The organism is Pseudomonas sp. NPDC089741 (genome assembly GCF_044748825.1).
In the GTDB taxonomy this organism is placed as follows: Bacteria; Pseudomonadota; Gammaproteobacteria; order Pseudomonadales; family Pseudomonadaceae; genus Aquipseudomonas; species Aquipseudomonas helmanticensis.
Genome location: NZ_JBIVGT010000055.1, coordinates 1 through 12435 on the forward strand (window position 1 = coordinate 1; position 12435 = coordinate 12435).

The window sequence follows — 12435 nt, forward strand, 5'->3', positions numbered from 1 at the left end:
TTGCCGGAATCGCCTTGTTCGATGCGATACACCAGGCCATGAATCGTGCCTTCGCCGGTGGCGCCGAAGGTCAGCACGCCGGGTTTGTGCAGGAGTTCTTCGAGCTTCAGGTCGGGGCGGGCGCTGACCAGTTCGAGGTCGAAGCAGAAGGGTTGGTTGATGGCTTCGCGGCCAACAAAACTCAACACATGCAGATCGGCGGAAACGCCTTCGAGCGAAAAGGTAATGTGGGTAGCGTTTGCGTCCAGCATGCCTGACTCCTTCCGTGGAAAAGCTGTGCCGATGGTGCAGGAATACTAAAGTGCTATCAAGGGATTTTAAACGCACATAAACAGCGAAATTAAACTCGATTTCAGCGCTGTACAGCGCAGTGGCCGCGAAGATGAACTCACCATGGACTCGCTGATTACCGCCGCCGGCCGGGCACTCGCTGCTGGCGATCCACTGACCGCGTTGAACTACGTGGCTTTGCGCGAAGACCCACCCGCGCTGGCGCTACGCGGCATTGCCATGGCTCAGCTTGGCGATTTACCGCGCGCGAAAACGTTGCTGCAGAGGGCGGTGAAAGCGTTCGGCGCGAATGAACCGTTGTCGCGAGCACGCTGTGTAGTGGCCGAGGCAGAAGTGGCATTGGCCGTGCGGGAGCTGGGTTGGCCGGTCAAGGCGCTGGAGACCGCGCGACAGGTTTTACACAGTCATGGTGATTGGTTAAACGCCGCTCACGCGCGTTATCTGCAAATTCGCCGGTTGTTGCTGATCGGTGAGCTGGACGCGGCCGAAGCGCTGCTCGGTGAACAGGATCCGGCGCCGCTGCCGCCGGCATTGCGTGCGGCCCATGAACTGGTATCGGCGGGCATCGCTTTGCGCCGAGTGCAGGCGCGCAAGGCCGAAGCGGCGCTGGCCCGAGCGCAGCAGGCGGCGCAACAGGCCGGCATCGCCTCGCTGACGGCGGAAATCGAACACGCCAGTCAATTGCTCTGCGCGCCCGCAGCCCGCTTGACGTTTGCCGGTCAGTCGCGGGCAGTCACGCTGGCACAGGTCGAGGCACTGTTCACGTCGGACAAATTGCTCGTCGATGCCTGTCGCTACAGCGTGCGTGGCGCCGGCATGACTGTGCCGCTGGCAACCCGGCCGGTGCTGTTCAATCTGCTGCGTACGCTGGCCGAAGCCTGGCCGGCAGAGGTGACTCGCGAAGTGCTGATAGCCAAAGCCTTTCACTTGAAACTCAGCGATGAATCGCACCGCGCGCGTTTGCGCGTCGAAATCGGGCGCTTGCGTGCGGCGTTGCAACCGTTGGCGAAAGTGACTGCGACCCGCCAGGGTTTCGTATTGCAGGCCACGGCTGTGGCGCTGCTGACGCTGCCCGTCGAGGACAAGCACGCCGCGCTGCTGGCGTTGCTCGCTGATGGTGAAGCCTGGTCGAGTTCGGCACTGGCGCTCGCTCTCGGCAGCAGTCAACGCCAGGTGCAGCGGGCGCTGGAAAATCTCGCGGGGCAAGACAAGGTGCAGGCTTTCGGTCTCGGTCGCGCGCGGCGCTGGATGACACCGCCGGTGCCGGGTTTCGCGACGATCTTGTTACTCCCGGTGTCGCTGGGTAATGGCTAGTCTGGCCTCACACACCCATGAGGAAGTCAGCATGAAACAGGCAAAGGCAGAAGTGCTTCGCGAATATGGTCCGTTTGAGCATATAAAAGGCATTCATGGCGTCACGTTCGATGGTCGGCAAGTCTGGTTTGCCAGCGATGGTCAGCTCAACGCACTCGACCCGGCCAGCGGTGAGACTGTGCGCACGCTCAAGGTCGGCGCCGACGGCGGCACCGCGTTCGACGGCAAGCATCTGTTTCAGATCGCCGACCGGCAGATCCACAAGATCGACCCGGCCACCGGGCGTGTATTGCACACGATTCCCGCCCCCGGCGGCGGTGGCGATTCCGGTATGGCCTGGGCCGAGGGCTCGTTATGGGTCGGCCAGTATCGCGAGCGCAAGATTCATCAGATCGACCCGGAGACCGGGAAGATCCTGCGCACGCTGGAATCGAACCGCTTTGTTACCGGCGTGACCTGGGTCGACGGGGCGCTGTGGCATGGCACCTGGGAGGCGGATGAGAGCGAGTTGCGGCGCATCGATCCGCAGGATGGCGAAGTGCTGGAAAGTTTGAAAATGCCCGACGGCATGGGCGTTTCCGGGCTGGAAGCGGACGGCGCTGAGCGGTTTTATTGCGGTGGCGGTGACAGTGGGCGGGTGCGGGCTGTGCGTCGGCCTGAATAAATCACGGTGCCAGATCAGGCCCCATCGCGAGCAGGCTCGCTCCCACAGTGGTTCGGCGTATACCTGAGCCACTGTGGGAGTGAGCCTGCTCGCGAAAACTCATCCGCATCGCCATAAAATCAAGGCGCACCCAACACCATCGTCCAGTAAACCCCTTCATCGCTGCGCGCCTCACTGGCAAACCCCGCGCCGACCTGAGTAAACATCGGGTTCATCAAATTGGCGCAGTGCCCTGGGCTGGCCAGCCAACCCGCCATCGCCTTGCCCGGCGAGCTCTGTCCGGCCGCGATGTTTTCGCCTACCTGACGCCCTCGATAACCGGCTGCCCGGGCGCGATCCGCGGGCAGGTCGCCGTCGGGATCACGGTGCGCAAAGTAATTGCCGTAAGCCATGGCTTTACTGTGCCCCTGCGCTGCGGCGCCCAACGCTGGATTCCAGCTCAACGGCCGGGCTGCGGCGAAGCGTTGGCGTCCGCACATTCGCGGCCGTGCGCGGGCGGCGTTGACCTCGGCCAGCAGCGCCTTGCCGACACTGCGGTTGTCGCCGACACGGCTGTCGAGCACCGGTTGCGCCAGCACCACTTGCCATTCATTGCGTGCGCGGCTGATGCCGATGTCGGCGTAGCTGGCGTCCAGCAGTGCGCCACAGTAATCACTCTGCAATCGGTCGAACGCTGCCTCGGCATCCTCGGCGCCGACAATGCGAATGCTGCGCACCGCCACCGCTGAATACCCTGAAGCCTTCAAGGCTTCGCGCATTCCGCCGCCATAGCGATAGCCGATCGGCAATGCCAGGTTCGATTTCAGCGCCAGCGGTGACAAGCGCTGCGCGGGACGTCGATCACAGCGTTGCGGGTGGGCGCGGTAATCGTTGATGGCGGCCACCAATTGTCGTTCCGCTCCAGCCAGGGCGGTATCGGCGAACAAAGGTGAAAGGATCAGCAGGCACAGCGAAACGAAGCGAGACGAACGAACGGCGTGGCGCATGGGACGGACAGCTCTGAAGAGGGCAGCGCTAAAAGGAGGTGAACCGCAGCGAGCGGCGCGTGTAGGACTGGATTTTCAGGGCTTGGTTCAAGGCTCGGTGAGGGCTTTTATTGCGGGGCGACGAAGGGCTGGATGAGGCACAAATGATGGTTGAGTTGAATGACGCCATCGCGAGCAGGCTCACTCCTACATTTGAAACGCGCTCCACTGTAGGAGTGAGCCTGCTCGCGATAGCGTCATCGCCCGCCACAACCCCAATAGGCAGAAAAACATCAATGATTCAGCACATCGCCCATCCACTGCAAATACTGCACACGGTCGGAAATCGAGTTATGCCCTGAATCCGGCACCACCTTGAGCACCGCCACGCCTTTGGGGAAATTCTCCAGCAATCGCTGGGTGCTGGCCCGCGCAATCACCTCATCATCACTCGCCGCCAGCAGCAAGGTCGGCACGCGGATGTGCGCGGCGTATTTGCCCGACTCGTAGCGATCTTTCAGCAACCACTGCACCGGCACCCACGGATACTGCCGCGCGGCGATTTCTTCGAGGCTGTTGTAAGGCGTCACCAGAATCAGATTCTGCACCGGCCGCTGGCTGGCCAGGCGCACCGCGACACCGGAGCCAAGGCTGCGGCCGACCACGGCAATCTGCGGATGACGCGCATAGACCTGATCGAACAGCGCCAGCGCATCCTCGGCAATCGCCTCTTCGGACGGCGAACCGCCACTGCCACCAAAGCCCCGGTAATGCAGGAAATACAGTGCGTAATCAGGAAACGCCTCGCTGAACTCCGGCAGATTGCGCGACACATCCTCGGCATTGCCGCCGAAATAGATCAGCGCCCGCTGCCCGACGCGCTCGCGGGTGCTGACCCAGACATCCGCATCCGGCATCGACAGTTTCAACCGTGAGTCCGCCGAATCCAGCGCTGCGGGCTGCGGAAAATAGATCAGCGAACGCTGGAAAACGAACAGCGCGGCGCACAGCACCAGGTAAACGGCGACGATCAAAACGACGAGTGACATCAGGGTTCGGGACATTCGGCTACTTTTAACGGGTAAGCAGGTTCGCTGTCGCAGTGTAGTCCAGCGATTCGGCCAGGCAGCCTGCGCACACAACATGCAACAGATCCATGCAGCAGGGGAACCAGCATGAGCCACACTGAGGGTTACTCCCGTCGCCGATTGCTCTCGCTGGCTGCCGGGGTTTCGGCGGTCTGCACCTTGAACCGGGCGTTGGCCACCACGTCCGCCGTCACGCTGCCCAGTGCCGCAGGAGACCAGACCATGCTGACCCGCGCCATCCCCTCCAGCTCCGAATCGCTGCCCATGGTGGGGCTCGGCACTTATCGCGGTTTCGACGTGGCCCCGGGCGACCCGGTGTACCGCCAATTGCCGGCGGTGCTCGATGAATTGTTTGCCAAGGGCGGCACGGTTATCGACAGCTCGCCGATGTATGGCCGCGCAGAACAGACCACTGGTGAATTGCTGTCGATCCACGAACCCAGCTCTCCGGCATTCCTCGCCACCAAGGTATGGACGCGTGGCCGCGACGAAGGCATCGCGCAAATGGAGCAATCGTTCAGCCTGCTACGCACCGAGCGCATCGACCTGATGCAGATCCACAACCTGCTCGATTGGCAAACCCATCTGCCCACGTTGCGTGAATGGAAAGAGCAAGGGCGCATCCGCTACATCGGCATCACCCATTACACGCCCTCGGCCTATGACGAAGTCGAAGCGGTGTTGAAAGCCGAGCAACTGGATTTCCTGCAAATCAACTACGCCCTCGATGACCGTGGCGTGGAGAAGCGCATCCTGCCCTTGTGCCGCGAGCGCGGGGTGGCGGTGATCTGTAATCGGCCGTTCGGCGGTGGCGGTCTGCTCGGCAGAGTCAAGGGCAAACCGCTGCCGGCGTGGGTCTCGGATGTTCAGGTCAACAGTTGGCCGCAACTGTTATTGAAGTTTCTCCTGACGCATCCGGCGGTGACCTGTGTGATTCCGGGGACGAGCAATCCGCGCTACATGGTCGACAACGTCAAGGCCGGATTCGGGCCGATGCTCACCGATGCGCAGCGGCATCAGTTGATTGCGTTGGTCGGTTGATCGCAAGTTATGTCGGTGAAAGATCGTCCCTAGTTCGAAATCGTCTGAAAAACTGGCATATCTGACAGTTAGAATCCGCGACTTGACCAGCAATCATGGGGGTGTCTGCTTCTACCCAGAAGAACCCTCATGAATGCTTCAAGCCATGCGTTTGCCGGTTTCACCGGCGTTTGTTTGATACTTATCCTGCTTGCTGCGTACGCCGCGAATGAAAAATATGTCTGTATGGGCATGCAGCGCGGACAGATTGCAACGGTGTCTGCAAGTTCGGTCGAAGAGGCCGTGCAAATTGCCAAAGCGAGCTGGAACGCGGCAGGTTGCTACAGAGAATGACAGCCCTTGTCGCGTTCATTCGCGATAGCGCAACGCCTCCAGCAACAACGCAAACGCCGGGGCCGCCTGGCGCCGGCTCGGGTAATACAGGTGATAGCCGGCAAACGTCGGGCACCAGTCTTCCAGCACTTGCAGCAAACGGCCATCGGCCAGATACGGTGCGACGATGTTTTCCGGAATGTAGCTCAGACCAAAACCATCCAGCGCCGCATCCAGTAACGGATAGACGCCGCTCAAGGTGACTTGCCCGGTCACGCGCACTTTCAGGCGTTCGCCATCCTTCTCGAACTCCCAGCTATAGAGTCCGCCATTGGTGGGCAGGCGCAGGTTGTTGCAGGCGTGCGCGGTGAGGTCGCGCGGGGTTTGCGGGGCAGGACGGCGGGCGAAATAGGCTGGCGAGCCGACCACGACCATGCGCATGTCCGGGCCGATGCGGGTGGCGATCATGCCTTGAGCGACGTCTTCGCCCAGGCGCACGCCAGCGTCAAAGCCTTGCCCGGCGATGTCGACGAAACCGTAATCGCAACAGACTTCGACGGCGATGTCCGGGTACTTGGGCAGGAATTGCTTGAGCACCGGGCGCAGCAGCCAGTCCAGCGAATGGTCGGTGGCGCTGATGCGAATTTTGCCTGCCGGGGTTTCGCGCAGATTGCTCAGGGCTTGCAGTTCCAGCTCGATCTCTTCGAAACGCGGGCCGATGGTTTGCAGCAAGTGTTCGCCGGCCTCGGTGGGGGAAACGCTACGGGTGGTGCGGGTCAGCAGACGCAGGCCAAGGCGCGCTTCCAGTGCCCGAACGGTATGGCTCAGCGCCGATTGCGAAACGCCGAGCCTGGCCGCCGCTTTGGTGAAACTGCGTTCGCGCGCCACGGCAAGGAAGGCGAGCAGGTCGGTGGCGTTTTCCCGGAGCATTGATGATTTTCCTGCATAAGTTTTTTCGAATTCTAGTCGATTGTCCGCAGAGCGATTAACCCACCCCTGTAGGAGCTGCCGCAGGCTGCGATCATTTGATCTTGAAAACAGAATCAAAAGATCGCAGCCTGCGGCAGCTCCTGCACGGGTGATGTTTAGAGCATCGGGGGTAGGGAGGAGAGGATTTTGTCGAGGGTGATCGGGTAGTCGCGAACGCGTGCGCCGGTGGCGTTGTAGATCGCATTGGCGACGGCCGCACTGACGCCGCAAATGCCCAGCTCGCCGACACCTTTGGCCTTCATTGGCGAAGAAATCGGGTCGGTCTCATCGAGGAAAATCACCTCCTGATGCGGAATGTCAGCGTGCACCGGTACTTCGTATCCGGCCAGGTCATGGTTGACGAAAAAGCCGAGTTTCTTGTCCACCGCCAACTCTTCCATCAACGCCGCACCGACGCCCATGGTCATCGCCCCGATAACCTGACTGCGCGCCGCTTTCGGGTTGAGAATCCGCCCGGCTGCGCACACCGCCAACATTCGCCGCACCCGCACTTCTCCAGTCGCCGCATCTACGGCGACTTCGACGAAATGCGCGCCGAATGTCGACTGCTGATACTGCTTGGCGAGGTCGGCGAATTCGATACTGTCCTCCGCCGTTACTGCGCCGTTTTGCGCCGCGTTGCGCATCGGCAGGCTCTTGCTGCCCACCCGCACCTGACCGTCGACAAACTCGGCCTGGTCAGCCGCCATGCCCAACTTGTTGGCCACCGCTTCGCGCAGTTTCATGCACGCGGCGTACACCCCGGCAGTCGAGCAGTTGGCGCCGAATTGGCCACCAGAACCGGAGGACACTGGAAAGCTCGAATCGCCCAGATGCACCACGACATCGTCCAGTGCAACGCCCATCATCTCGGCGGCGGTCTGGGCGATGATCGTGTAGCTACCAGTGCCGATATCGGTCATGTCGGTTTCGACGGTGATCTTGCCGTCACGCTCCAGGCGCACGCGCGCACCGGATTTCACCAGCAGGTTGTTGCGGATCGCCGCCGCCACGCCCATGCCGATCAGCCAGCGACCTTCACGGCGAGAACCGGGCTGCGCATTGCGTTTGTCCCAGCCAAACTTGTCGGCGCCGGTTTGCAGGCATTCGATCAGCCGTCGCTGGGAAAACGGCCGCTCGGTTTTCACCGGATCGACCTGAGTGTCGTTGAGGATGCGCAACTGCACCGGATCAAGCTTGAGCTGCTCGGCCATCTCGTCCATGGCGATTTCCAGCACCATCAGCCCCGGGGTTTCACCGGGCGCGCGCATGGCGTTGCCTTCGGGCAGATCCAGCGGCGCGAGGCGCATGCTGACCAGACGATTTTCGGCGGCATACAACAATTGGCTCGGCTGTGCGGCGACTTCGACTTTGCCTTCGGCGAGGTTGCCCGACCAGCCTTCATGGGCAATCGCAGTGAGCTTGCCGTCCGCCGTCGCGCCCATGCGAATGCGCTGGATCGTTGCCGGGCGATGGGTGGTGTTGTTGGCGATCTGCGGGCGGGCGAGGGCGACTTTCACCGGTCTGCCAGCCATGCGTGCGCCGAGGGCGGCGAGGATCGCGTCGGCGCGCACGAACAGCTTGCCGCCAAAGCCGCCGCCAATGTACGGCGAGATCAGGCGGACTTTTTCCTTGGGCAGGCCGAGGGTGGTGGCGATGTCGGCAACGCTCCAGGCGATCATCTGGTTCGACGTCCACAGGGTCAACTGATCGCCTTTCCAGGCGGCCAGTGTCGCGTGTGGCTCCATCATTGCGTGGGACTGATCCGGCGTGGTGTAGGTCTGATCGAACTGCACAGGGGCGGCGGCGAAGGCTTTGGCGAAATCGCCGTGTTTGACATCGGGCAACTCGTCTTTCGGTTCTACGCCTTTGTCACGCACGCTGGCCAGATCGAACTCGCCCTTGTCGGCGAGATAATCGACCTTGACCATTTGCGCAGCAGCACGGGCCTGTTCGAAAGTTTCCGCGACCACCAGCGCAACAGCTTGGTGATAGTGCTGAATCTCTGGCCCGGCCAGCAACGGCGCGGCGTTGTACTTGCCCTTGCCGAGTTTGCCGGCGTTGGCGGCGGTGACGATCGCCAACACGCCGGGCGCGGCTTTGGCGGCCGCCAGATCGATGTTGTTGATCCGCCCCTTGGCGATGGCTGAACCGACCATGAAGCCGTAAGCCTGATTGGCCACCGCTTCATGTTGCTCGTAAGCGTACGGCGCCTGGCCACTGGTTTTCAGTGAGCCTTCGACGCGGTCGGTGGGTTTGCCGATGACTTTCAACTGGTCGATCGGGTTGGTGGTGGCGGGCGTGTCGAATTTCATGCTTCGTCCCTCGCTTGCGCCAACACTGAACCGAGCGTGCGCTCGACCAGGGTCAGTTTGAATTGGTTATCGTGCGTCGGCGTGGCACCGTCGAGCAGGCGTTCGCTGACGGCTTTAGCGCCTTTGGGCAGCAGCGCTTCGGCGGCTTCGACGCGCCAGGGTTTCGGCGCGATACCGCCGACAGCGATGCGCCCGCTGCCGTCTTTTTGCAGAATCAGACCCACCGAGACCAGCGCAAAGGCGTACGACGAACGATCACGGACCTTGTGATAGACGTGCGTGCCGCCAACCGGTGCGGGCAAGTTCACCGCCGTGATGAACTCGCCTGGCGTCAGGCTGGTTTCGATGTTCGGCGTGGTGCCCGGCAACTGGTGGAAATCCGCGATTGCGATGCTGCGCGTGCTGCCGTCGGGTTTCACCGTTTCAACCTGTGCGTCGAGTGCGCGCATGGCAATCGCCATGTCGCTCGGATGGGTGGCGATGCAGGCATCGCTGACGCCGATGATGCCCAGTTGTCGACTGACGCCGCCAATCGCTGCGCAACCGCTGCCGGGATTACGTTTGTTGCAGGCTTGATGGGTGTCGTAGAAATACGGGCAACGCGTGCGTTGCAGCAAGTTGCCGGCGGTGCTGGCCATGTTGCGTAATTGCCCGGAAGCCCCGGCAAGCAGTGCGCGAGAGAGCAGGGCGTAATCCTTTCTGATGCGCGCGTCGGCAGCCAGGTCGGTGTTGCGCACCAGCGCGCCGATGCGCAGTCCGCCTTCGGGCGTAGCTTCGATCTGGTCCAGTCCGAGGTGATTGACGTCGATCAGGTGCAGCGGGGTTTCGATGTCGAGTTTCATCAGGTCGAGCAGGTTGGTGCCACCGGCGATGAACCTTGCGCCTTCGACTTGAGCGGCTTGCGCAGCAGCGGCGGCAGGCGAGTCGGCGCGGCTGTAATTGAACGGTCTCATGCCGGCACCTCCGCGACTTCAGTGATGGCTTCGATGATGTTCGAATAGGCGCCGCAACGGCAGATATTGCCGCTCATGCGCTCCTGAAATTCCGCCGCGATCAGTTGCGGCGGTTCGGTCAGGCTGGCACTGGCGTGGCTGGGGATGCCGTCGCGAATTTCCTTGATGACGGCGACCGCCGAGCAAATCTGCCCCGGTGTGCAATAACCGCACTGGTAACCGTCGTGTTTGATGAACGCCGCTTGCATCGGGTGCAGGTTGTCCGGCATGCCGAGGCCTTCGATGGTGGTGATCTCGCTGCCTTCGTGCATCACCGCCAGGGTCAGGCAGGAATTGATTCGGCGGCCATCGGCGATCACCGTACAGGCGCCGCACTGGCCGTGGTCGCAGCCTTTTTTACTGCCGGTCAGGTGCAGGTGTTCACGCAGCGCATCGAGCAGGGTCGTGCGCGTATCGACATCCAGTTCACGCGGTTTGCCGTTGACGTTGATCGTTACTTTGCTCATGGCCGGTTGCTCCAGGTTGGCCGCGTAGGCCTTGAGGCTGATAAACGGCGGCATGGCGAACGCCGTCGCGGTGACGGCGCCAAGGATCAGAAATCTGCGTCGGGAAATCGTCATGGTTCGATTCCTTTTTTCTCAATCAGGGCAGCAGGGTCAAATGGCCCGAACGGGCGTGCCGGCGTGATCGCCGGTCTCGTTAAGGAGTGACTGCTGGAGAGAGGAAAAGGTTTTTGCGGATTTGCGCTATAGAGTTATGTGTTTTGTTCATCAATTGGGTGTTGGAGGGGGAAGATCAAGAGATCGCAGCCTTCGGCAGCTCCTACACGAATCCCTGTAGGAGCTGCCGAAGGCTGCGATCTTTTGATCTTGAAATTGCAAAAAAAAACGGCACCCGAAGGTGCCGTTTTCATGTGTAGCCAGCCGAGCAATCAGCCCGCCAGACCCGCCTGCTGAACCAGTGTCAGCAATGGTTGCGGGTACACACCCAGGAAGAATGCGACCAGGGCGATGGCCAGCAGCATTACGCCACCTGCCTTCTGTTCCCAGTGCAGCTGGGCGTCGTGGCGACGCAGGTTTGGCTCGATCAGGTACAGAGTGACCATCACGCGCAGGTAGTAGAAAACGCCGATGGCGCTGCCCAGCACCAGCGAACCGACCAGCCACCATTGGTGCGATTCAACACCGGTAGCGATGATGTAGAACTTGCCGATGAAGCCAGCAGTCAGCGGGATACCCGCCAGCGACAACATCATCACGGTCAGTACGGCGGTCAGGTACGGACGGCGCCAGAACAGGCCGCGGTATTCGTACAAGGCATCTGCGTCTCGACCGTTATACGGTGAGGACATTAGGGTGATCACGCCGAACGCGCCGAGGCTGGTGATCACATAGGTGACCAGGTACACGCCGATGGCTTCCACCGCCAGACCCTTGCTCGCCACCAGCGCGATCAGCAGGTAGCCGAAGTGCGCGATGGACGAGTAACCGAGCAGACGCTTGAGGTTGCTCTGGGTCAGGGCCAGCAGGTTACCGAACAGGATCGAGGCGATTGCGATAACGGTCAGCACGTCGCTCAGTACACCACTGCTGGCGGCAGGGGAGATCTGGAACAGACGCACCATCACCGCAAACACTGCCACTTTCGAAGCGGTCGCGAGGAACGCAGCCACTGGAGCCGGAGCACCTTCGTAGACGTCCGGCGTCCACAGGTGGAACGGTACCAGCGACAGCTTGAACGCCAGACCGATCAGCATCATGCCCAGGCCCAGTTGCGCCAGCGAGCTAGGCAGGCCAGTAGCAGCCAGAGCCTGACCGATACCGACGAAGCTCAGCGAACCCGAGTCTGCGTACAGCAGCGCCATACCGAACAACAGGAACGCGGAACCTGCGGCCGACAGCACCATGTATTTGATGCCGGCTTCCAGCGAACGCTTGTTGAAGAAGGCGTAAGCCACCAGACCGTAAACCGGTACCGAGAGCAGTTCCAGACCGATGAACAAACCGGCCAGGTGCTGCGCGCTGACCAGAACCAGGCCACCGGCGGCGGCCATCAGGATCAGCAGGTAAAGTTCTTCACGGTTGCCCGGGTAACCCGTACCGCCATCACCCAAATAGGCGTGGGCGAGGGTGACGCAAGCGAGGGTGGCGACCAGGATCAGCGCCATGTACAGGCAGGCAAAGGAGTCGATCTGCAGCAGTGGAGTCACGGCCAGAGGCGCGACTTTCAAGGCCGGCAGGATCGACAGCAAGGCCAGGTTCAGACCGGCGACCGAAATCAAAAAGGTCTGCGAGTGGTTGCGGCGCCAGGCGATTGCCAGCATCACCACGATAATGGTGAGGCTGGTGATCAACAGTGGCGCAAGCGCCATAAAGTGTTGAATCGTGAATTCCATAGCGCTCTTACCGGGCCGAAGCGAGTTGAGTGAAGGCGGTGCCGAGCCACTGCTGTACGCCATGCATCGTGGCGGCAGAAGTGTCGAGGAACTGTTGAGGGTACACGCAGAGGTAAATCAGCAGCACC

Annotated in this window: 12 protein-coding genes and 1 pseudogene; 4 read left to right on the forward strand and 9 right to left on the reverse strand. The window is 61.4% G+C overall.

Annotated elements, in window-relative coordinates:
• Positions 1-251 (reverse strand): annotated as a pseudogene (locus tag ACIPZE_RS28095) (type VI secretion system tip protein VgrG); the annotation flags it as partial.
• 142 nt (positions 252-393) lie between these two features.
• Between ACIPZE_RS28095 and ACIPZE_RS28100 the strand changes: the two are divergent.
• Entirely contained in the window at positions 394-1605 is a 1212-nt protein-coding gene (locus tag ACIPZE_RS28100) for a helix-turn-helix domain-containing protein (protein WP_283435985.1), read from the forward strand.
• Positions 1606-1636: 31 nt separating this feature from the next.
• Positions 1637-2269: a DUF5074 domain-containing protein gene (locus ACIPZE_RS28105; RefSeq protein WP_283435986.1), complete on the forward strand. Its 633-nt coding sequence runs from the start codon at positions 1637-1639 to the stop codon at positions 2267-2269.
• 119 nt (positions 2270-2388) lie between these two features.
• On the opposite strand, the gene ACIPZE_RS28110 is transcribed toward ACIPZE_RS28105, so the two are convergent.
• Both ACIPZE_RS28110 and ACIPZE_RS28115 read right to left on the reverse strand, forming a co-directional pair.
• Entirely contained in the window at positions 2389-3255 is an 867-nt protein-coding gene (locus ACIPZE_RS28110) for a CAP domain-containing protein (RefSeq protein WP_400776653.1), read from the reverse strand.
• A gap of 272 nt (positions 3256-3527) precedes the next feature.
• A complete protein-coding gene (locus ACIPZE_RS28115; protein ID WP_283435987.1) occupies positions 3528-4298 on the reverse strand; it encodes an alpha/beta hydrolase in 771 nt (256 codons plus the stop codon).
• 111 nt (positions 4299-4409) lie between these two features.
• Here ACIPZE_RS28115 and ACIPZE_RS28120 point away from each other — a divergent pair, with 111 nt between their 5' ends.
• Positions 4410-5363, forward strand: coding sequence for an aldo/keto reductase (locus ACIPZE_RS28120; protein ID WP_400776655.1), 954 nt, complete (start codon positions 4410-4412; stop codon positions 5361-5363).
• A gap of 129 nt (positions 5364-5492) precedes the next feature.
• A complete protein-coding gene (locus ACIPZE_RS28125) occupies positions 5493-5696 on the forward strand; it encodes a hypothetical protein (RefSeq protein WP_400776658.1) in 204 nt (67 codons plus the stop codon).
• Positions 5697-5711: 15 nt separating this feature from the next.
• Here ACIPZE_RS28125 and ACIPZE_RS28130 read toward each other — a convergent pair whose 3' ends face one another.
• From ACIPZE_RS28130 to ACIPZE_RS28155, 6 genes are all read right to left on the reverse strand, one after another.
• Positions 5712-6605 (reverse strand): LysR family transcriptional regulator, encoded by an 894-nt coding sequence (locus ACIPZE_RS28130; RefSeq protein ID WP_400776661.1) that lies wholly within the window; start codon positions 6603-6605, stop codon positions 5712-5714.
• Positions 6606-6760: 155 nt separating this feature from the next.
• The gene (gene paoC, locus ACIPZE_RS28135) at positions 6761-8959 is read right to left on the reverse strand and encodes an aldehyde oxidoreductase molybdenum-binding subunit PaoC (protein ID WP_400776664.1); all 2199 of its coding nucleotides are present in this window, start codon (positions 8957-8959) and stop codon (positions 6761-6763) included.
• Positions 8956-9912: an FAD binding domain-containing protein gene (locus tag ACIPZE_RS28140; protein ID WP_400776666.1), complete on the reverse strand. Its 957-nt coding sequence runs from the start codon at positions 9910-9912 to the stop codon at positions 8956-8958. The genes paoC and ACIPZE_RS28140 overlap by 4 nt, the downstream gene beginning before the upstream one ends.
• The gene (gene paoA / locus ACIPZE_RS28145; protein ID WP_400776669.1) at positions 9909-10532 is read right to left on the reverse strand and encodes an aldehyde dehydrogenase iron-sulfur subunit PaoA; all 624 of its coding nucleotides are present in this window, start codon (positions 10530-10532) and stop codon (positions 9909-9911) included. Before paoA ends, ACIPZE_RS28140 begins: the two co-directional genes overlap by 4 nt.
• Positions 10533-10843: 311 nt before the next feature.
• Positions 10844-12307, reverse strand: coding sequence for an NADH-quinone oxidoreductase subunit NuoN (gene nuoN, locus ACIPZE_RS28150; protein ID WP_400776672.1), 1464 nt, complete (start codon positions 12305-12307; stop codon positions 10844-10846).
• A gap of 7 nt (positions 12308-12314) precedes the next feature.
• A partial coding sequence (locus ACIPZE_RS28155; RefSeq protein WP_400776674.1) for a hypothetical protein occupies positions 12315-12435 on the reverse strand: 121 nt, incomplete at its 5' end.